The following is a 20,744-nucleotide window of genomic DNA, read 5'->3' as shown; positions in this document are numbered from 1 at the left end:
GGATTGAATTTATGAAGTATAACCGACTAGGCCGCACCGAAATTTCCGTTTCAGAAATCTGCCTTGGCACCATGACCTGGGGTTCGCAGAATAGCGAAACCGACGCCCATGCGCAGATGGATTACGCCGTCGAAAAGGGCGTCAATTTCTTCGATACCGCCGAAATTTATCCCACCACGCCGGTTTCGGCCGAAACGCAGGGCTGGACCGAAGACTATATCGGCAGTTGGTTCAACAAATCAGGCAAGCGTGGGGATATCGTGCTCGCCACCAAGGTCGCCGGCCGCGGCCGTGATTATCTGCGCGGCGGCGAAGGGGCTGACGCAAAGAACATCCGCCTGGCGCTGGAGGCCAGCCTGACGCGGCTAAAGACGGATTATGTCGACCTCTATCAGGTCCACTGGCCGAACCGCGGCCATTTTCACTTCCGCCAGAACTGGAGCTACAACCCCTTCACCCAGGATCGCGACAAAGCCGTCGCCAACATGCTCGACATCCTGGAAACACTCGGCGCGCTGGTGAAGGAAGGCAAGATCCGCGCGATCGGCCTTTCCAACGAAACCACCTGGGGCATCCAGAAATATCTGACGCTCTCCGAACAGACGGGTTTGCCACGCGTTGCCAGCGTCCAGAACGAATACAATCTGCTCTACCGCCACTTCGACCTCGACCTTGCCGAGCTCTCGCATCACGAGGATGTCGGACTGCTTGCCTATTCGCCGCTCGCCGGCGGCATCCTGACTGGTAAATATGTCGATGGCGTCAGGCCGAAGGGGTCGCGCGGTTCGATCAACCACGACATCGGCGGGCGCCTGCAGCCGCTGCAGGAGCCGGCCACCAAAGCCTATCTGGAGATCGCAGCCAGATATGGCCTCGCCCCAGCGGCGATGGCGCTCGCCTTCTGCCTGTCGCGGCCCTTCATGGCGTCAGTGATCATTGGCGCGACCTCGATGGAGCAGCTGAAGGTCGATATCGGCGCGGCCGACCTGACGCTTTCGGATGAGGTCCTGGCTGAGGTCGCCAAGGTCCATCGGCAGTATCCGCTTCCGCTTTGATCACACTCCCTTTGCACCTGCCCGATGCCGGCCGTCGGCCTGCGTCGGGCTCGAAAGTCCGATTGCACTTGCCTTTCGCGCAAAAATCCGTATAAGCCGCGCTGTTCGTTAACCCGGTCTTCTGGCTGGTGGCTGAACGGAGGGCCGGTTTCCTCTCGGAAATCGTTCGGAACGGAAGCGTTCCAGCCTCCCGTGTCTCCGCTCTCGACCGTCTCGGAAACGCTTTTCTTGCCTGGGTCAACCCAATCAGGAGCAGTCGTTGAGGCTTAGCCGCCGAATATCGGGTTGAACCAAACGCAAGAAAGGCAAAGCTGTCATGGCTCTTTATGAACATGTATTCCTTGCCCGGCAGGATATTTCCGCTCAGCAGGTCGATGCCCTCGTAGAACAGTACAAGGGTGTGATCGAAGCTAACGGCGGTAAGGTCGGGCGTATCGAGAACTGGGGCCTCAAGTCCCTCACCTACCGCATCAAGAAGAACCGCAAGGCACACTACGCCCTGATGGACATCGATGCACCGGCTGCTGCGATCCAGGAAATGGAACGCCAGATGCGCATCAGCGAAGACGTTCTTCGCTACATGACGATCGCCGTCGAGAAGCATGAAGAAGGCCCGTCTGCCATGATGCAGAAGCGCGACCGCGACGACCGCGGCCCGCGCGAAGGTGGCGACCGCGGCCCGCGCCGCGACTTCGGCGACCGCGGCCCGCGTCCGCCGCGCGAAGGCGGCTTCGGCGACCGTGAAGACCGTCCGCGCCGTCCGCGCGAAGACCGTGTATAAGGGAGATCTGAGATATGGCTGAAACTTCCTCCGCTCCGGTCCGCCGCCCGTTCCATCGCCGCCGCAAGACCTGCCCGTTCTCCGGCGCAAACGCACCGCGGATCGACTACAAGGACGTACGTCTGCTGCAGCGCTACATTTCCGAGCGCGGCAAGATCGTTCCGTCTCGCATCACGGCCGTTTCCCAGAAGAAGCAGCGCGAACTCGCCCAGGCGATCAAGCGCGCCCGTTTCCTCGGCCTGCTGCCCTACGTCGTCGCCTAATCGGCGGACGAGACCAGACTTGAGGGAAGGCATTCGTGCCTTCCCTTCTCCCTTCCGCGATGGGCGTGGATCGGAACTCTTAAAACCCATGTTGAGACGTTTCTGAATTCGATTCAGCAACATCCTCTAACTGCTTGATGAAGCAGGACAGCGACCTTGAAACGACCGAACCTTAGAACGCTGCTGATCGGCGCACTCGCCGGATTGACCGCCGCCCTGCTGGTGCTGGGCGCGAGCGTGCAGCCGTCGTTTTTCAGCGCGCTTCTCTATACGGCTTCGGCCCTGCCGATCCTGATCGTCGGACTCGGATGGGGCAATGCCGCCGCGGTTTCGGCCGTCGTCACCGCCGCGACGCTGGGTGCGATCTTGATCTCGCCCTCCTTCGCGCTGATCATGACGCTGGTGACGCTGCTGCCGGCCGGCTGGCTCAGCCATCTCGCCAATCTCGCGCGTCCCGCCTCCGAACTCGGCGGTCCCGACCATCTGCTTGCCTGGTATCCGCTCTCCGATATCCTGCTGCATCTCTGTGGTCTCGTGACGATCGCGGTCATCGTCATCGGTGTCATCATCGGCTACGGGCCGGAGATCACCGACCCGATCGTCGATCTGCTGATCGCCTCGGTCAAACAGCAGCAGCCGGAATTCATGCCCGATCCGGCGGCGACCGCGCAGACCAAGTCGCTGATCCTGCTGATGCTGCCCGCCGTGCAGGGCGGCATGTGGGTCAGCATGCTGTTTGCCGCCTATTATTTCGCCGTGCGCATCGTCGCAGCATCCGGCCGGGGCCTGCGCCCGCGCGAGGATATTCCTTCGTCGCTGCGCATGAACCGCAATTCGATCTTCATCTTTCTGGCCGGGCTCGCCGCCTGCTTCTTCGGCGGCGTTCCGGCACTGGTCGGCGCCACCGTGATCGGCACCTTCGGCGCCGGTTTCATGCTCTCCGGCTTCGCCTCGCTGCATTTCCGCACGCGCGGGAAGGATTGGCGCATACCGGCCCTTATCCTCTGCTACCTGGCCTCGATGCTCATGCTCTTGCCAGTTCTCCTCATCCTCGTCCTGGGGCTCAGCGATACGCGCAAGGCGATCGCGCTGACCCCGACGAAAGATGCTGATGCCCCCAAACAATCCGATACGAAAATCTGAGACACAAGAAAGGAAAAGAAAATGGAAGTCATCCTTCTCGAACGCATCTCCAAGCTCGGCCAGATGGGCGAAACCGTAAAGGTTCGCGACGGCTTTGCCCGTAACTACCTGCTGCCGCTCGGCAAGGCGCTGCGCGCCAACGCCGCCAACAAGACCCGCTTCGAAGCCGAGCGCGCGACGCTCGAAGCCCGCAACCTCGAGCGCAAGTCGGAAGCCCAGAAGGTCGCCGACGTTCTCGACGGCAAGTCCTTCATCGTCGTGCGTTCCGCCGGCGAAACCGGCCAGCTCTACGGCTCGGTCGCTGCCCGTGACGTCGTCGAGATTCTGGCCGCCGAAGGCTTCAACATCGGCCGCAACCAGGTTCACCTCAACACGCCGATCAAGTCGATCGGCCTGCACAAGGTCGAGCTGCAGCTGCATGCCGAAGTCGAAATCAACGTCGAGCTGAACGTTGCCCGTTCCGCCGAAGAAGCAGAGCGCCAGGCCAAGGGCGAAGAGCTCACCTCGGTCGACGCGATCTACGGCGTCGACGAAGACGCACTGCGTCCGGAAGATTTCTTCGATCCGGAAGCCGACGGCATCGACGAAGACGAAGCATAATTCTCGCTGGAGTCATCCGCGACAGGAAAGCCCGGCCATCGCGCCGGGCTTTTTCTTTTTCCGCCCGGTGTTCATGCAGCGAACGGGTCACCTTTTAACGGGGGATTGTCCGGATGTTTTTGCTGCGTGCCCGATGTCATCGCGGTAACATGATCTACTCCGGAACGAATGAGCTGAGTCGGCTCCGTACCGTGTCCTGTGGGTGACACTCCGGGTATTTCTCCTTTGTCTCGCTTTGGACTGTGGAGAAGTCGAACAATGGGCACAGCGTTCAGGATTTAGGCAAAGCGAACCGTCGCTGCTTTCACAGGCCCTTGATTTTCTCCATCCGGAATTGCAAATCCGGATTTGGAAAAAGACAGAACGGATGATAATGAACGACGCCGCTCGAAAGATTGCAGCCGTTGCTCCGTCGGAGCAGCACTATCGCGAAGCACCCAACAATATCGAAGCCGAGCAGGCGCTTCTGGGTGCCATCCTCATGAACAACGACGCCTATTACCGGGTGTCGGACTTCCTGAAGCCCATCCATCTCTACGAACCGCTGCATCGGAAGATCTTCGAGGTCGCCGGCGATATCATCCGCATGGGCAAGATCGCCAATCCGGTGACGATCAAGACCTTCCTGAAGGCCGACGAGAAGGTCGGCGACATGACCGTTTCGCAATATCTGGCGAGCCTCGTCAGCAATGCCGTCACCGTCATCAATGCCGAGGATTACGGCCGGGCGATCTACGACCTGGCGCTGCGCCGCGCGCTAATCACAATCGGCGAGGATGTCGTCAACATCGCTTATGACGCGCCGCTCGACATGCCGCCGCAGTCGCAGATCGAGGATACTGAACGTCGCCTCTTCGAACTCGCTGAAAACGGCCGTTACGACGGCGGCTTCCAGTCCTTCAACGATGCCGTCGCACTGGCGATCGACATGGCAGCCGTCGCCAAGGAACGTGACGGCGGCCTTTCCGGCATCTCCACCGGCATCCATTCGCTGGATTCCAAGATGGGCGGGTTGCAGCGTTCGGACTTGATCGTGCTGGCAGGACGCCCCGGCATGGGCAAGACCTCGCTTGCCACAAACATCGCCTATAATATCGCCGCCGCCTATGAAGGCGAAGTCCAGTCTGACGGCAGCATGAAGGCGAAGAACGGCGGCGTCGTCGGCTTCTACTCACTCGAAATGTCGTCCGAACAGCTCGCGACCCGTATCATCTCCGAGCAGACGGAAGTCTCCTCCTCGAAGATCCGCCGCGGTGACATCAACGATGCCGATTTCGAAAAGCTCGTCGCCTGCTCGATGATGATGCAGAAGGTACCGCTTTATATCGACCAGACGGGCGGCATCTCGATCGCCCAGCTTTCGGCACGCGCGCGCCGCCTCAAGCGCCAGCGCGGCCTCGACGTGCTTGTCGTCGACTACGTGCAGCTGATGACCGGCTCAGGCAAGTCAAGCGACAACCGCGTCCAGGAAATCACCCAGATCACCACCGGCCTGAAGGCGCTAGGCAAGGAGCTCAACGTTCCGATCATCGCACTGTCGCAGCTGTCGCGTCAGGTCGAAAGCCGTGACGACAAGCGGCCGCAGCTTTCCGACCTTCGCGAATCCGGTTCGATCGAACAGGACGCCGACGTCGTGCTCTTCGTGTTCCGCGAGGAATATTACATCAAGAACCAGGAGCCGCGCGATCCTCACGATCCGAAATATCCGGAATGGGAAGCGCTGTTCGACAAAGTGAAGGGCACGGCGGACGTCATCATCGCCAAGCAGCGCCACGGACCGACAGGCACGGTGAAGCTCGCCTTCCAGGCGGAATTCACGCGGTTTGCCGATCTCGCCGATCCCTCCTTTACGCAGTATGAGGAACATTGACGCGGGCTTCCGCGTCAACTTCCGTCAGAGGCCCGCGGCCCGGAGCAAAGCCACCGTTGCAACGCCGACGACGATGCTGGCCAGCATCGGCAAGTGGCGTGCGGCCACCGCCGTTGCCGCACATGCCAGCGCCTCGGCCCAGCCGGTCGCAAAAGCGGTGGGCGCAATGACGGCCATTAGCACGGCCGGCGGAATGGCCTCGATCGCCGTTCTGCGGCGCTCGTCCATGTCGATATAGCGGATCAGCGCGAGGCCGCTGATGCGGGTGAAAACCGTTGCAACGGTCATCGCGAGGATGGCGAGCAGGGTATTGATATCAAGCGTCATGCCGCCTGCTCCTTCGTCCTGACTTTCCAGAGCGCCGTCGCCAGCCCGGCCAGTGCGCCAGCAGCGATATACCAGACCCCAGGTACGAAGTGGTGAACCGCGACGGCCGCAATTGCGCTTGCGGCAAGCACGGCGCCGGTTTCCGGGCCTTTCCAGAAACCCATGACCAGCACGACGAAGACGGCCGGAAAAGCGAAATCGAGCCCGATCAGCGAGGGATCGCCAAGAAAGGCGCCGAGCAGCGCACCGGCGAGCGACGATCCGACCCAGGTGAGATAGAAAGGCGCGACGATGCCGGCATACCAAGCGGGTGTGAGCCGTGTGCTGCCGGCACGAAATTCCGCCATCGCCCAGAGCTCGTCGGCAAGGAACAGCATAGCGACATAGCGTTTGATGCAGGAAAAGGACTGCATCTTCGTGCCGATCGAGGCGCTCATCAGCACGTGGCGGATATTGACGAGCAATGCGGCAAAGCCGATGCCGATCCAGCTTGTCGGATGCGTCCAGATATCCATCGCCACGAACTGCGAGCCGCCGGCAAAGACAAGCGCACTCATCAGCGTCGTTTCCAGAGCCGATAGCCCCTTCGTGGCCGAGACGGCACCGAAGACGAGGCCGATCGGGAAAACGGCGACGATCAGCGGAAAAATGGCGCGCATTCCGGCAAAAAATTCGCCGGCCGGCCGGCTTTGCTGCAACATGGCAACCTCCTCATCAAGATCGCTGAGAGGTAGCCGAGCCTGCAAGGGCTGTATTGAACGAAAGTGATCAGCCGTTGCGGAACTGGCCGGGGGTGACGCCGGTGCGTGCCTTGAAGTGGCGGGTGAAATGCGCCTGATCGGCAAAACCGCATTCGAGGGCGACATCGGCCGACATGCGGCCTTCCCGCAACAACCGGCGGGCCATCTGGATTCGCCGGTCCGTCAGGAAGGCGTGCGGCGTGATGTGATATTCTCTTCGGAAAGCACGGATCAGATGCGCGCGGCTCAGCCTCGCCACGCCCGCCAGTTCCTCCAAGCCGACATCGCTGGCAAAATTCTCGATGAGATATTCGCGGGCTCGGGCAACGGCGTTGCGTTCCTGCGTATCGACCGGCAGGACGATCGTGCTGCCGTAACGCGCGAAAATCGCGGCAAGCACCGAGAACATGTTTTCATCCGATTCCAGCGCGCCCGCACCGCTTTCGAGCACGCGGTGCGCGGCATGAAAGGCTTTCGCGAGCTGCGGATCGCGCGGAAGCGCCTTGGAGAAAGAGGGCGTCGCGTGGAAGGCCTTGCCCGTTACATCCTCCAGAATGTCGATGAACAGCTGCGTATCCGGATAGATCATGCGGTAGCGATAGCCCTCACCGCCGGGAGCGCCGTCGTGAATGACGCCGGGATCGATCAGGTAAAGGTCGCCCGGGCCGGTCTCCTCCCGCCTGCCGCCCAGCGTGGCGATCTGGGTGCCGCTTTCGATCGCGCCGATGCTGAATGTGTCGTGGGCATGTGGCGCATATTCATGCGTCAGGAAGCTGGCGCTCAGGCACTCCATGCCGAGGAAGCGGCTGTCGCGCCAGAAGCGGGCCGATTCCACCTTGGCAAGCGGCATGGCTTCCGCCGCTTCTTTTTGCGAAACATTTTGCATCCGTCCAGATTAGCGCGACAGCCAGCTCGCGTCTTGAACAAAAGTGATCACCGCCAAGGGGAAGAACGTACTGCACTTTCTCTTTGCCATAATGCTCTCTAAAGTGTCTGAAGTGACTTGGCTTCTCTTTATGCATGGCGATTCATGACAGATTTTCCCATCCCCTTCGAAGACGACGACCTTTTCGCTTCCGCAGGTCTGCGGCTGACCGTCGACCTGACGGCACTGACCGAGAACTGGCGCGACATGGCGCGCCGCTCCGGTGCTGCGCGCGCCTCGGCAGTCGTCAAGGCGGATGCTTACGGCATGGGAATCGAGGATGCCGGCGAAGCGCTTTATATGGCAGGTGCCCGCGATTTCTTCGTCGCGACAGTCGACGAGGGTGTAACACTTCGCCTCTACGCGCCCGAAGCGCGTATCTTCGTGCTCTCAGGCATATGGCCCGGCACCGAGCGGCGCTTCTTCGAGAACGACCTGGTGCCGGTGATTTCCTCTGACGAACAGCTCGCCTTCTGGATGGCAGTGCTTGCCGATTATGGTGATTACCCTTGCGCGCTGCATGTCGATACCGGCTTCAACCGGCTGGGGCTCGGCATGAACGATGCGATCGCGCTTGCCGACGACGTCTCGCGGCCGGCGAGTTTTGCGCCTGTGCTCGTCATGAGCCACCTCGCCTGCGGCGACGATCCTGCTCATACGATGAACAAGCGGCAGCTCGAATCATTCCGCAGGGTTAGCGCCGCCTATGAAGGCATCGATGCAAGTCTTGCCGCCTCGGCCGGCATCTTTCTCGGCGAGGATTATCACTTCGACCTGACCCGTCCCGGCATCGCGCTTTATGGCGGCGAGGCGGTCAATGACCTAGCGAACCCGATGCGGCCGGTCGCAACCGCCGAAGCACGCATCATCCAGGTGCGCACCGTCCAGGCCGGCGAGACGGTCGGCTACGGGCGGGCGCTGCAGCTTCGCCGTGAGAGCCGGCTGGCGATCGCCTCTGCCGGGTATGCCGACGGTTACATGCGCAGCCAGTCGAGCGGCGGCGTGCCGCTGCGCCAGGCAGTGCCGCAAGGCGGGCAAGGCTTCATCGCCGGGCAAAAAGTGCCGATCGCGGGCCGGATCACCATGGACCTGACGATTTTCGATATCACCGACCTGCCTGAGAATGCGGTGCGCGCCGGGGATTATGTCGAGCTGTTCGGAAAGAACGTGCCCGTGGACGACGTGGCGCGGGCAGCGGGCACGATCGGATACGAGATCCTGACCAGCATGGGGCTTCGTCATGAGCGACGCTATGTCGCTGAGGAATAAGCGCGCTTCTCAGCGGCTGCTGAGTGCAAGCCGGATACCGAGCGCGACGAAAAGCGCGCCGAGGCCGCGGTCGAGCCATAACCCGACTTTTTGATTGTGCCTGAGTGCATCGGCAAGGCGCCCTCCGAGAAGGACGAGCGGCGGTTCGATGAAGGCGGCGACAACGATGATGAGCCCGCCATGCAGCATCAGCTGGCCCCATGCCGGCCCTGCTCTTTCGACGACGAATTGCGGCAGGAAGGCCAGGAAGAATATCGCCACCTTCGGATTGAGTAGCGACACCAGAATTCCTTGCCGGTAGATCCTTACGACCGGCATTTCTTCACCCGCAGCCTTTATCAGGCCATTCCCGCCGCTGGCGCGCAATGCCTGGATGCCGAGCCAGACGAGATAGGCGGCGCCGATCCATTTGACCGTGGAGAAGGCGACGGCAGAAGCGGCAAGCACGGCGGAAAGGCCGAGTGCCGCCATCAGCACATGCAGGCACGCGCCGGACCAGACGCCGAACAGTGCGGAAAAACCGGCACGTTTTCCGCTTTTCATCGTGTGACCGAGGATGAACGCGATATCGGGGCCGGGCGAGAGGTTAAGCAAAACCGCCGCAGACAGAAATGCAAGCCAGTGCGCGAGCGAATAATCGAACATCTTCCACCGTTCCGGATGTGCAGAGGCAAAAGATAGGCACGGGCGCGCTGATGGGGAAATCATTAGTTTTGATCCGTCGCGATAGCCATTATCTCAAGCACGACAATGATTCGATGAAGCGGGGTATCTGCTTGCCTCGGGAACCCGGACTGAAAGAGTAATTGATGGCGAAGGCGAGGACACAATTCATCTGCCAGAATTGCGGCACGGTTCATAACCGCTGGGCCGGAAAATGCGAGAACTGCGGCGAATGGAACACCATCGTCGAGGAAGACCCGATGGGTGGGATCGGCTCCGGCCCAGGCAAGACGCCGAAGAAGGGCCGGCCGGTGGCGCTGACGGCGCTGTCGGGCGAAATCGAGGAGGCGCCGCGCATCCACACCGCCATGTCGGAACTCGACCGGGCGCTCGGCGGCGGCTTCGTGCGTGGATCGGCAGTGCTGATCGGCGGCGATCCCGGCATCGGCAAATCAACGCTGCTGATGCAGGCTGCCGCCGCCCTTGCGCGGCGCGGCCATAAGATCATCTACGTCTCCGGCGAAGAAGCCGTTGCCCAGGTTCGGCTGCGGGCGCAGCGCCTTGCCGCGGCCGATACCGACGTGATGCTGGCGGCCGAAACCAATGTCGAGGATATTCTGGCGACGCTCGCTGAAGGCAAGCGGCCGGACCTCGTCATCATCGATTCCATTCAGACCTTATGGAGCGAACTTGCCGAATCCGCGCCGGGAACGGTGACGCAAGTGCGCACCGGCGTGCAGTCGATGATCCGTTTCGCCAAGCAGACCGGCGCCGCCATGGTTCTCGTTGGCCACGTGACCAAGGACGGGCAGATTGCCGGCCCGCGCGTCGTCGAGCACATGGTCGACGCCGTGCTCTATTTCGAGGGTGATCGCGGCCATCACTACCGCATCCTGCGCACCGTCAAGAACCGTTTCGGCCCGACCGACGAGATCGGCGTCTTCGAAATGTCCGACAAGGGCTTGCGCGAAGTCGCCAACCCCTCGGAACTCTTCCTCGGCGAGCGCAACGAGAAATCGCCGGGTGCCGCGGTCTTTGCCGGCATGGAGGGTACGCGTCCCGTGCTCGTCGAAGTACAGGCGCTGGTGGCGCCGACCTCGCTCGGCACACCGCGGCGCGCCGTGGTCGGTTGGGATTCTGCCCGGTTGTCGATGATCCTGGCGGTGCTGGAAGCCCATTGCGGCGTCAGGCTCGGCCAGCACGACGTCTATCTCAATATCGCCGGCGGTTATCGCATCTCCGAACCGGCGGCCGATCTCGCCGTCGCTTCAGCGCTCGTTTCCTCGCTTGCCGGTATTGCCCTTCCTGCCGATTGCGTCTATTTCGGCGAAGTCAGCCTGTCGGGCGCCATCCGGCCGGTTGCGCACACCGCCCAGCGCCTCAAGGAAGCCGAGAAGCTGGGGTTTTCGGCAGCGCTGCTTCCATCTGCCTCCGCCGAACTGCCGAAGGGCTCAGGCGGACGCTGGAGCGAGGTCGAAAGCCTGCCGGATCTGGTCGCGCGCATCGCCGGGTCGAAGGGAGCGCTGCGTGTGGAAGACGAGGTTTGATCCTTTCATTGCCAAGATTGGTGATGATATAGGAGGCACACGATAAGGCACGACACGGCCGCCAAGCGGCAGTCCTGGAGTTGAAATTACATGCCCATTACGATTTTCGACGGTATTGTCATCGGCGTCGTGCTCTTCTCCGCCGTGCTGGCGATGGTCCGCGGCTTCTCGCGCGAGATCCTCTCGATCGCAAGCTGGGGCGGTTCGGCGGCGGCTGCCTATTACCTCTATCCGTACCTGCTGCCCTACGCGAAGAAATACACCGATGACGACCGCATCGCGATCGTCGGTTCGGCAGCGGTCGTCTTCCTGATCGCGCTCATCGTCATCTCCTTCATCACCATGAAGATCGCCGATTTCATCATCGACAGCCGCGTTGGCGCGCTCGATCGCACGCTCGGCTTCCTGTTCGGGGCAGCGCGCGGCGTGCTGCTGCTGGTCGTTGCCGTCGCCTTCTGGAACTGGCTGGTCGATGTCGACCACCGTCCCGCCTGGGTCAACAACGCGAAGTCGAAACCCTTCCTGGATTCGATGGTCGTGAAGCTGAAATCGGTTCTGCCGGAACAATTTGCCCAGATGATACCGGCGAGCATCCGTGATAAGCTTCAGCCGCCGGCACAGGGCGCTGAAGGTACCAATCCGCCGACGGGCGACCAGGCTCCGGCGGAAGACGCACCGACTGCGCCTGCACAGCAGCCGGCGAATTGACACAGTGTTCAAGAGCTTGACCCGCCTTGAGGCAATTGCCATTTGAGCGGGACGTGAAATGAGGGGTCCGGCCGGGCATTCCAGCTCTGCCGGGCTTCAGTTATTTCTGGAAATGCCGATCCATTCTTGTGAGAGCAGAGGCCCGCAGAAATGAACCAGTCCCATGCCATCCCGACCGACGATCCGCTCGACGGAGATACGCTGCATGAAGAATGCGGTGTTTTCGGAATTCTGGGACACCCTGATGCCGCGGCCCTGACGGCGCTTGGCCTGCATGCCCTGCAGCATCGCGGGCAGGAAGCGGCGGGCATTGTCTCCTTCGACGGTAAGCGCTTCTATCAAGAGCGCCATATGGGCCTTGTCGGCGACCACTATACCAATCCGATGACCCTCGCCCGCCTGCCCGGCAGCATGTCGATCGGCCATACGCGCTACTCGACGACAGGCGAAGTGGCGATGCGCAACGTTCAGCCGCTCTTTGCCGAACTTGAGGAAGGCGGCATCGCCATTGCCCACAACGGCAACTTCACCAACGGCCTGACGCTGCGCCGCCAGATCATCGCGACCGGCGCCATCTGTCAGTCGACCTCCGATACCGAAGTGGTCCTCCACCTCATCGCCCGTTCCCGCCATGCTTCTACCTCCGATCGCTTCATCGACGCCATCCGCCAGATGGAAGGCGGCTATTCGATGCTCGCGATGACGCGCACCAAGCTGATTGCCGCGCGTGACCCCACAGGCATCCGCCCGCTCGTCATGGGCGAACTCGACGGCAAGCCGATCTTCTGCTCGGAAACTTGCGCGCTCGATATCATCGGCGCCAAGTTCATCCGCGATGTGGAAAACGGCGAAGTCGTCATCTGCGAAATCCAGCCCGACGGCTCGATCAGCATCGACGCGCGCAAGCCGAGCAAGCCGCAGCCGGAGCGCCTCTGCCTGTTCGAATATGTCTATTTCGCCCGGCCGGATTCGGTCGTCGGCGGCCGCAACGTCTATACGACGCGCAAGAGCATGGGCATGAACCTTGCCAAGGAATCGCCCGTCGACGCCGACGTGGTCGTGCCGGTGCCGGATGGCGGCACGCCCGCGGCTCTCGGCTACGCACAGGAAAGCGGCATTCCCTTCGAGTACGGCATCATCCGCAACCACTATGTCGGCCGCACCTTCATCGAGCCGACGCAGCAGATCCGCGCCTTCGGCGTGAAGTTGAAGCACTCCGCCAACCGGGCGATGATCGAAGGCAAACGCGTGGTGCTGGTCGACGATTCCATCGTGCGCGGCACGACCTCTCTCAAGATTGTGCAGATGATCCGCGAGGCCGGTGCCAAGGAAGTACACATCCGTGTCGCCAGCCCAATGATCTTCTTCCCTGACTTCTACGGCATCGATACGCCCGATGCCGACAAGCTGCTCGCAAATCAGTATGCCGATGTCGAAGCCATGGCCAAATATATCGGCGCGGATTCGCTGGCGTTCCTATCGATCAACGGCCTCTACCGCGCCGTCGGCGGCGAGGACCGCAATCCGGCCCGTCCGCAGTTCACCGACCACTATTTCACCGGTGACTATCCGACCCGCCTGCTCGACAAAAACGGCGAGTCCATGGGCAACAAGATTTCCATGCTTGCCAGCAACGGCTGAGCCGCTTCCACTTTGACTTTCCTATCAGGGGCGCTTATTGCGCCCCTTACCTTTTCAAGCACATCCGGGACCGGGGCAGATGAACATCAATCTTGAAGGCAAGATCGCGCTGGTCACCGGCGCATCGCGCGGCATCGGCTATTTCACGGCCCTCGAACTCGCCAAGGCCGGCGCGCATGTGATTGCCTGCGCCCGCACCGTCGGCGGCCTGGAAGACCTCGATGATGCCATCAAGGCCGTCGGCGGCTCTGCCACGCTTGTCCCGTTCGATCTCGCCGACATGAATGCGATCGATGCGCTCGGCGGCTCGATCTTCGAGCGCTGGGGCAAGCTCGACATCCTCGTCGCCAATGCCGGCGTGCTCGGCGTCATCTCCCCGATCGGCCATATCGAAGCGAAAGTCTTCGAAAAGGTCATGAACATCAACGTCACCGCGACATGGCGGCTGATCCGTTCGGTCGACCCGCTGCTGACACGCTCGGATGCCGGCCGCGCCGTCATCATGTCCTCGGGCGCGGCTCACAAGTGCCGTCCCTTCTGGGGCGCCTATTCCGCCTCCAAGGCCGCCGTCGAGGCGCTGGCACGCACTTGGGCCGGCGAGACGCAATCGACGCCGCTGCGCATCACGAGCGTCGATCCGGGCGCCACGCGTACGGCCATGCGCGCGCAGGCGGTTCCCGGCGAAGATCCGATGAGCCTGCCGCATCCTTCCGAGGTCGCGAAGGCGATCCTGCCCTTTCTCGGGCCCGGTGTGACCGAGACGGGCAAGTTGTTCGTCGTGCGCGAAAACAAGCTGGTTGATTACCGGCTGCCGGGATGATGCCTTGGTGGAAAAGGAAGTTTGGGCAGACGCCGATTTTGATGTGATGGGCTGGCATGATTGCCGTCTCTATTCAATTTCGCTTCCCACCGAGAATTTCGAATTCAAAATCGATATCGATTACATTTTCAAATTGGAAAGACGAGAAGAGCGTTTCGTCGGCTTTTGGGTCTCCGAATGCGACCTCACGTTTCACCACGTCTCCGATTTCAAGATCTCGATCCAGCCTGAAAACACTTTTCCAACGATCATATCGGACATTACGCGGAAAAAAGTGCGCCCTACTCCAAGCGGCAAACTGTTCGTCTGGAATTATGAGGTTGAGTTGGATAAAGGTGTTATCTCTTTTTCATCAACCGGCTTTACTCAAAAATTGCGCTCTCAACCGGTTTTCTCGGAGAGCCAAGACCTGAACAACCGATGAAGTCTTGACTGTGTCACCGGAGCTAATTCGCTGCTTCGGATCGCTTTATTCTCCTTGACCAAACTCCGATCCCAAGCCATAAAACGCGTCATGAAAACGGTTATCTGCATTAACTGCCGGAACATTATTCGCTAGCCAAAAGCTGGCCTGGCCGTTTTCGTCTCCCAAATGTCCAAGATGAGAAACGCCCCGGCCCGCCGGTGGCGGTATTTTTTTGCTTATGCATCTTGGGAGAGTGGAATGGGCGGCACGCCGGAACTGAAGCTGTACAATACGCTGACGCGGGAGAAATCGGTCTTCAAGCCGATCGATGCCGAGAACGTCCGCATGTATGTCTGCGGCCCGACGGTCTATGACTTCGCCCATATTGGCAATGCCCGGCCGGTCATCGTCTTCGACGTGCTGTTCCGGCTGCTGCGCCATGTCTACGGCGAAAATCACGTCACCTATGCCCGCAACATCACCGACGTCGACGACAAAATCAATGCGCGGGCGCTGAGAGATCATCCGGGTCTTCCGCTCAATGAAGCGATCCGGGCGGTGACGGAGAAGACCGAGACGCAGTTTCACGCCGATGTCGCCGAACTCGGCTGCCTCGAGCCGGGCGTCGAGCCGCGCGCCACCGACAATATCGAAGAGATGATCGAGATCATCCAGAAGCTGATCGGCAACGGCCATGCCTATGTGGCATCAGGCGAAGTGCTATTCGACACCAAGTCCATGGCGGATTACGGCCAGCTCTCGAAGCGCCCGCTCGACGAGCAGCAGGCCGGCGCCCGCGTCGCCGTCGATGCGCACAAGAAGAACCCGGGCGATTTCGTGCTCTGGAAACTGTCGAGCGATAACGAACCCGGCTGGGAAAGCCCATGGGGCCGCGGCCGGCCGGGCTGGCATATCGAATGCTCGGCGATGAGCAGGCGCTATCTCGGCGATGTCTTCGATATTCACGGCGGCGGGCTGGACCTGATCTTTCCGCACCATGAAAACGAAATCGCCCAGTCGCGCTGCGCCCACGGGACCGAGGTGATGGCGAACGTCTGGATGCACAACGGCTTCGTGCAGGTCGAAGGCCGCAAGATGTCGAAGTCCGAAGGCAATTTCGTCACCATCTACGATCTGCTGCACACGCAGACTTTCGGCGGTCGGCGGTGGCCGGGCGAGGTACTGCGGCTCGCCATGCTGATGACCCATTACCGCGAGCCGATCGATTTCTCGGTCAAGCGGCTGGAAGAGGCAGAACGACTGCTGGCCAAATGGCCGGCGACGGAAGCCGGCGATGCGGCGCCCGACGAGACCGTGCTGAATGCTCTCGCCGACGATCTCAACACGGTCGCGGCGGTGCAGGCATTGCATGCCCTGGCGCAGGCCGCTCACACCGATCCCACTGCCGCCGCCACCTTTGCCGCAACGGCCGCCCTCCTCGGCCTGCTGCCGAAGAAGGCCGAAATCGACGAAGCCGTCGCAGCGGCGGTCGATGCGCTGGTGGCCATGCGTCTCGAAATGCTGAAGGCGAAAAACTTCGCCGAGGCCGACAAGATCCGCGACGAACTGACGGCAAAGGGCATCCAGCTGAAGGACGGCAAGGATGCTGTGACGGGCGAGCGTGTGACGACGTGGGAAGTGAAGCGGTGAGAGTGGTGTGTTGGGATAAGACCCCTCCCCAACCCCTCCCCACAAGGGGGAGGGGCTACCGTGCCGCGCTGCTCGGGCGCGACCTCCCTACAACAACAAACATTCGAGTTGGAACCGAAGGCCGTGGCACGAGAGAGCCCTCCCCCTTGTGGGGAGGGTTGGGAGGGGTCTCGGCGTCCAGGCTGGAATCCCAAGGGGGGAATAGTCGATGAATACCTATACCGGCGGATGCCAGTGCGGTGCGATCCGGTTTCGGGCGCGAGGGACGCCATCGGATTCCTCGATCTGTCATTGCCGCATGTGCCAGAAGGCGTTCGGCGCCTACTACGCCCCGTTGGTTTCTGTGCGCGGAATGGAATTCGAGTGGACACGGGGCCAACGCAAGAAATTCCGCTCTTCCAACTTGGTCGAGCGCGGTTTCTGCGGCGACTGCGGCACGCCGCTGACCTATGAGGCGCCGGATGGAATGGCGGTTGCCGCGGGCACCTTCGACGATCCGGCATCCCTTCCCCCGACCATTCAATGGGGTGTGGAAGGCAAGATCGGATTCGTCGATCATCTGCACGAACTGCCCGGAGAGCGAACCGAGGCGGATCTGACGGCGGGCTCCTTCCTGCACGAACTCGTTTCCTATCAGCATCCAGACCACGATACGCCGGTCTGGCCGCCAGAGGACCGCGCATGATGGAAACAGCAGAGCAAACGGGCGGATGTCAGTGCGGCGCGGTTCGTTATCGGGCCAGTGGCGAACTCGGCTACCCCCATATCTGCCATTGCCGCATGTGTCAGAAGGCGGCCGGCAACTATTTCCTGCCGCTCGCGGCGGCCAAGCGTGAGCAGTTTGAGCTGACGCGCAGCGAGCCGAAATGGTTCAACTCTTCCGATCTCGTCCGGCGCGGCTTCTGCGGCGATTGCGGCACGCCGCTGTTCTACGACATTCCGGGAGCTGATTTCATCAACATCACGCTCGGCTCGCTGGACAATCCCGATGCGGTCAAGCCCGTGATGCAATCCAACACCGGCCGCAAGATGTCCTGGTTTCACGCCCTCGACGGGCTGCCGGTGGAAGCCGAGCCTGAAACGCCCGAGCGCGAAAACGCGATCGCGGCAAGTAATCATCAGCACCCCGATCACGACACTTCCCATTGGCCACGGAGAATTCCATGACGGATAAGATCAGAACAGGCGGATGCCAGTGCGGCGCCGTGCGCTTCCGCATCTCAGGTAAGCTCGGGCGGCCTTCGATCTGTCATTGCCGCATGTGCCAGAAGCAGTTCGGCGGCTTCTTTTCAGCGCTGGTGACAGCGCCGGAAGAAGGCATGGAATGGACGCGCGGCGAGCCGAGCTACTTCCAGTCCTCGGTCAATATCGAACGTGGTTTCTGCAGGGATTGCGGCACGCCGATGACCTATCGCCATCCGGGCGGACTGGAGCTTGCGATCGGGACCTTCGATGATCGCAGCGACCTCGCACCGCAGATCCAGGTCAATTACGATGCCCGCCTGCCCTGGGTCGAGACGATCTTCGAGGCGCCTGTGCACACCGATCCCGATTTCTATGCCCGGCAGGAAGCAATCATCTCCTTCCAGCATCCCGACCACGATACCGCTGTCTGGCCCGCGAAAGGCGTGAAGATATGACTGAAGTGCTGCGCACGCTCTATCCCGAAATCGAAGCCTATGCCTCTGGCCATCTCGATGTCGGCGACGGCCATGTGATCTATTGGGAGCGCTCGGGAACGCCTGGCGCCAAGCCTGCCGTCTTCCTGCATGGCGGCCCGGGCGGCGGGATTTCGCCCGCCCACCGCCGGCTTTTCGACCCCGCGCTCTACGACGTCATGCTGTTCGACCAGCGCGGCTGCGGCAGGTCGACGCCGCATGCCGAACTCCACGCCAACACGACCTGGCACCTCGTTGCCGATATCGAGCGGCTGCGCGAAATGGCCGGCGTCGACGCCTGGCAGGTGTTCGGCGGCTCCTGGGGCTCGACGCTGGCGCTCGCCTATGCCGAAAAGCATCCCGAGCGCGTGTCCGAGCTCATCCTGCGCGGCATCTATACGCTGACCAAGGCCGAGCTTGACTGGTATTATCAATTCGGTGTCTCGGAAATGTTCCCCGACAAATGGGAGCGCTTCATCGCTCCGATCCCGCCGGAAGAGCGCCATGAGATGATGCATGCCTATCATCGCCGCCTGACGCATGCGGACAGGAATGTGCGCCTCGAGGCCGCGCAGGCCTGGAGCATCTGGGAGGGTGAAACGATCACGCTGCTGCCGGAGCCTTCGACGAGCGGCAAGTTCGAGGAACCGGAGTTCGCCTATGCGTTCGCACGCATCGAGAACCATTTCTTCGTCAATGCCGGCTGGATGGACGAAGGGCAACTGATCCGCGATGCCGGCAGGCTCAAGGATATCCCAGGTGTCATCGTGCATGGACGCTACGACATGCCCTGCCCGGCAAAATATGCCTGGCGGCTGCACAAAGCCTGGCCGAAGGCTGAGTTCCACCTGATCGAGGGCGCGGGCCATGCCTATTCGGAGCCGGGAATTCTCGATCGCCTGATCCGGGCGACGGACAAGTTCGCCGGGAAACAAAACTGATGCTGCAAGCCGTGTGTACGCCTCGGATAAAAGCATTCAATGCCCAGGAGGCATCGTGGTGACCAAGGAAAAAATCTACCTCTTCGACACGACGCTCCGGGACGGGCAGCAGACGCCCGGCATCGACTTTTCCGTCGAGGACAAGATTGCGATCGCTACCATGCTCGACGAGTTCGGCCTCGACTATGTCGAGGGCGGATATCCCGGCGCCAATCCGACGGATACCGCCTTCTTCAGCGAGAAGCGCACCAGCCAGGCCAGTTTCGTCGCCTTCGGCATGACGAAGCGGGCGGGTGTTTCGGTCTCCAACGATCCCGGCATTGCCGGGCTGCTGCAGGCAAAGAGCGACGCCATCTGTTTCGTCGCCAAGAGCTGGGATTATCACGTCGCTGTGGCGCTTGGCTGCACCAATGAGGAAAACCTCGAATGCATCGCCGAAAGCGTCAAGGCGGCGGTCGGTGCCGGCAAGGAGGCGATCGTCGATTGCGAGCATTTCTTCGACGGCTTCAAGGCCAATCCGGCCTATGCGCTCGCCTGCGCCAAGACCGCCTATGAGAGCGGCGCGCGCTGGGTCGTGCTCTGCGACACCAATGGCGGCGCGCAGCCGCCGGAAGTGCGCGCGATCGTCGAGGCGGTGATTGCAGCGGGCGTACCCGGCAACTGTCTGGGCATTCACGCCCATAACGACACCGGCCAGGCGGTCGCCAATTCGCTTGCCGCCGTCGAAGCCGGCGTCAGGCAGATCCAGGGCACGCTAAACGGTATCGGCGAGCGCTGCGGCAATGCCAATCTGGTGACGCTGATCCCGACCCTGGCGCTGAAGAGCACCTATATCTCGCGTTTCGAAACCGCGATCGACGAGGAGCGGCTGCTCAACCTCACCCGGCTCTCGCATGCCTTCGATGAGCTTCTCAACCGCTCGCCCGACCATCAGATGCCCTATGTCGGCGCTTCCGCCTTCGCTACCAAGGCCGGCATCCACGCCTCGGCGCTGATCAAGGACCCGCGCACCTACGAACATGTGCCGCCGGAAAGCGTCGGCAATTTCCGCAAGGTCATGGTATCCGATCAGGGCGGCAAGGCGAATTTCATCAATGCGCTGAAGCGGCGGGGCATCATCGTCGCCAAGGACGATCCGAAGCTCGATCTGCTGATCTCGATCGTCAAGGAGCGCGAGGCGACCGGTTATGCCTATGAAGGCGCGGATGCGAGCTTCGAACTGTTGGCGCACCGCACCCTGGGCACGATTCCCAATTTCTTCTCGATCGACGGTTTCCGGGTGATGATCGAACGGCGCTTCGATTCCCACGGCCGCATCAAGATCGTCTCGGAAGCCGTGGTGAAGATCACCATCGACGGCCAGACACTGATGTCGGTTGCTGAAGCCGAAGGACCGGTCAACGCGCTCGACCTCGCGCTGCGCAAGGATTTCGGCAAGTATCAGCACGAGATCGATGATCTGGTGCTCGCCGATTTCAAGGTGCGTATCCTCAACGGCGGCACGGCAGCCATTACCCGCGTGCTGATCGAATCCACCGACAGCGACGGCGTGCGCTGGTGGACGGTCGGTGTCTCGGATAACATCATCGACGCCTCGTTCCAGGCGCTGATGGACTCCGTCATCTACAAGCTGATGAAGAATCGGCAGCTGGCAGGCAAGATCGCGGCGGAATAAGTCCATTCCGCCGGTTCGGCGAAAAGACCGCCGTCCAAATACCATCCGTTCCCATCGGGCGT

General features: G+C 61.4%; 22 protein-coding genes. 18 read left to right on the top strand and 4 right to left on the bottom strand.

The window, feature by feature from the left end; genetic code table 11:
- The first annotated feature begins 11 nt into the window (after positions 1-11).
- The 6 genes from EFQ99_RS09615 (at position 12) to EFQ99_RS09590 (ending at position 5,712) form a co-directional block, all read left to right on the top strand.
- Entirely contained in the window at positions 12-1,055 is a 1,044-nt protein-coding gene (locus tag EFQ99_RS09615) for an aldo/keto reductase (protein WP_126920789.1), read from the top strand.
- Positions 1,056-1,371: 316 nt separating this feature from the next.
- The gene (gene rpsF, locus EFQ99_RS09610) at positions 1,372-1,836 is read left to right on the top strand and encodes a 30S ribosomal protein S6 (protein ID WP_126920788.1); all 465 of its coding nucleotides are present in this window, start codon (positions 1,372-1,374) and stop codon (positions 1,834-1,836) included.
- Between the two features lie 14 nt (positions 1,837-1,850).
- Positions 1,851-2,099 carry a 30S ribosomal protein S18 gene (gene rpsR / locus EFQ99_RS09605; RefSeq protein ID WP_125846826.1) on the top strand — a complete coding sequence of 83 codons (249 nt, stop codon included), beginning with the start codon at positions 1,851-1,853 and terminating at the stop codon, positions 2,097-2,099.
- A 156-nt stretch (positions 2,100-2,255) separates the two neighbouring features.
- On the top strand, positions 2,256-3,242 hold the full coding sequence (locus EFQ99_RS09600) for a DUF2232 domain-containing protein (RefSeq protein WP_126920787.1): 987 nt from the start codon (positions 2,256-2,258) through the stop codon (positions 3,240-3,242).
- Positions 3,243-3,263: 21 nt separating this feature from the next.
- Positions 3,264-3,842, top strand: coding sequence for a 50S ribosomal protein L9 (rplI, locus tag EFQ99_RS09595; RefSeq protein ID WP_126920786.1), 579 nt, complete (start codon positions 3,264-3,266; stop codon positions 3,840-3,842).
- 373 nt (positions 3,843-4,215) lie between these two features.
- Entirely contained in the window at positions 4,216-5,712 is a 1,497-nt protein-coding gene (locus EFQ99_RS09590) for a replicative DNA helicase (protein WP_126920785.1), read from the top strand.
- A gap of 24 nt (positions 5,713-5,736) precedes the next feature.
- On the opposite strand, the gene EFQ99_RS09585 is transcribed toward EFQ99_RS09590, so the two are convergent.
- The 3 genes from EFQ99_RS09585 to EFQ99_RS09575 form a co-directional block, all read right to left on the bottom strand.
- A complete protein-coding gene (locus EFQ99_RS09585; RefSeq protein WP_126920784.1) occupies positions 5,737-6,039 on the bottom strand; it encodes an AzlD family protein in 303 nt (100 codons plus the stop codon).
- The gene (locus EFQ99_RS09580; protein ID WP_126920783.1) at positions 6,036-6,740 is read right to left on the bottom strand and encodes an AzlC family ABC transporter permease; all 705 of its coding nucleotides are present in this window, start codon (positions 6,738-6,740) and stop codon (positions 6,036-6,038) included. The genes EFQ99_RS09585 and EFQ99_RS09580 overlap by 4 nt, the downstream gene beginning before the upstream one ends.
- Positions 6,741-6,807: 67 nt before the next feature.
- Complete coding sequence (locus tag EFQ99_RS09575; RefSeq protein ID WP_126920782.1) at positions 6,808-7,629, bottom strand: AraC family transcriptional regulator; 822 nt, start codon at positions 7,627-7,629, stop codon at positions 6,808-6,810.
- 180 nt (positions 7,630-7,809) lie between these two features.
- Between EFQ99_RS09575 and alr the strand changes: the two genes are divergently transcribed.
- Positions 7,810-8,973, top strand: coding sequence for an alanine racemase (alr, locus tag EFQ99_RS09570; RefSeq protein ID WP_126920781.1), 1,164 nt, complete (start codon positions 7,810-7,812; stop codon positions 8,971-8,973).
- Between the two features lie 9 nt (positions 8,974-8,982).
- Here the strand turns inward: alr and EFQ99_RS09565 are convergent, their stop codons facing one another.
- The gene (locus EFQ99_RS09565; protein WP_126920780.1) at positions 8,983-9,618 is read right to left on the bottom strand and encodes a LysE family translocator; all 636 of its coding nucleotides are present in this window, start codon (positions 9,616-9,618) and stop codon (positions 8,983-8,985) included.
- Between the two features lie 164 nt (positions 9,619-9,782).
- On the opposite strand from EFQ99_RS09565, the gene radA reads away from it, so the two are divergent.
- The 11 genes from radA to cimA all read left to right on the top strand — a co-directional run bounded on the left by radA (position 9,783) and on the right by cimA (position 20,682).
- Complete coding sequence (radA, locus tag EFQ99_RS09560; protein ID WP_126920779.1) at positions 9,783-11,183, top strand: DNA repair protein RadA; 1,401 nt, start codon at positions 9,783-9,785, stop codon at positions 11,181-11,183.
- A gap of 90 nt (positions 11,184-11,273) precedes the next feature.
- A complete protein-coding gene (locus EFQ99_RS09555; RefSeq protein WP_126920778.1) occupies positions 11,274-11,891 on the top strand; it encodes a CvpA family protein in 618 nt (205 codons plus the stop codon).
- Positions 11,892-12,041: 150 nt separating this feature from the next.
- On the top strand, positions 12,042-13,532 hold the full coding sequence (gene purF, locus EFQ99_RS09550) for an amidophosphoribosyltransferase (protein ID WP_126920777.1): 1,491 nt from the start codon (positions 12,042-12,044) through the stop codon (positions 13,530-13,532).
- A 79-nt stretch (positions 13,533-13,611) separates the two neighbouring features.
- Positions 13,612-14,352, top strand: a complete 741-nt coding sequence (locus EFQ99_RS09545; RefSeq protein WP_126920776.1) for an SDR family NAD(P)-dependent oxidoreductase — start codon at positions 13,612-13,614, stop codon at positions 14,350-14,352.
- A 7-nt stretch (positions 14,353-14,359) separates the two neighbouring features.
- On the top strand, positions 14,360-14,776 hold the full coding sequence (locus tag EFQ99_RS09540) for a hypothetical protein (protein WP_126920775.1): 417 nt from the start codon (positions 14,360-14,362) through the stop codon (positions 14,774-14,776).
- Between the two features lie 240 nt (positions 14,777-15,016).
- A complete protein-coding gene (cysS, locus tag EFQ99_RS09535) occupies positions 15,017-16,408 on the top strand; it encodes a cysteine--tRNA ligase (RefSeq protein WP_126920774.1) in 1,392 nt (463 codons plus the stop codon).
- 208 nt (positions 16,409-16,616) lie between these two features.
- Positions 16,617-17,093, top strand: coding sequence for a GFA family protein (locus EFQ99_RS09525; RefSeq protein ID WP_126920772.1), 477 nt, complete (start codon positions 16,617-16,619; stop codon positions 17,091-17,093).
- Entirely contained in the window at positions 17,090-17,575 is a 486-nt protein-coding gene (locus tag EFQ99_RS09520) for a GFA family protein (RefSeq protein WP_126920771.1), read from the top strand. The genes EFQ99_RS09525 and EFQ99_RS09520 overlap by 4 nt, the downstream gene beginning before the upstream one ends.
- Positions 17,572-18,048 (top strand): GFA family protein, encoded by a 477-nt coding sequence (locus EFQ99_RS09515; RefSeq protein WP_126920770.1) that lies wholly within the window; start codon positions 17,572-17,574, stop codon positions 18,046-18,048. Before EFQ99_RS09520 ends, EFQ99_RS09515 begins: the two co-directional genes overlap by 4 nt.
- Positions 18,045-19,007 (top strand): prolyl aminopeptidase, encoded by a 963-nt coding sequence (gene pip, locus EFQ99_RS09510; protein WP_126920769.1) that lies wholly within the window; start codon positions 18,045-18,047, stop codon positions 19,005-19,007. Before EFQ99_RS09515 ends, pip begins: the two co-directional genes overlap by 4 nt.
- Before the next feature lie 58 nt (positions 19,008-19,065).
- Complete coding sequence (cimA, locus tag EFQ99_RS09505) at positions 19,066-20,682, top strand: citramalate synthase (protein ID WP_126920768.1); 1,617 nt, start codon at positions 19,066-19,068, stop codon at positions 20,680-20,682.
- Positions 20,683-20,744: the final 62 nt, after the last annotated feature.

It is taken from the genome of Rhizobium vallis (assembly GCF_003985155.1).
GTDB lineage: Bacteria > Pseudomonadota > Alphaproteobacteria > Rhizobiales > Rhizobiaceae > Rhizobium > Rhizobium vallis.
This window is presented reverse-complemented; position numbering and strand designations above follow the sequence as displayed.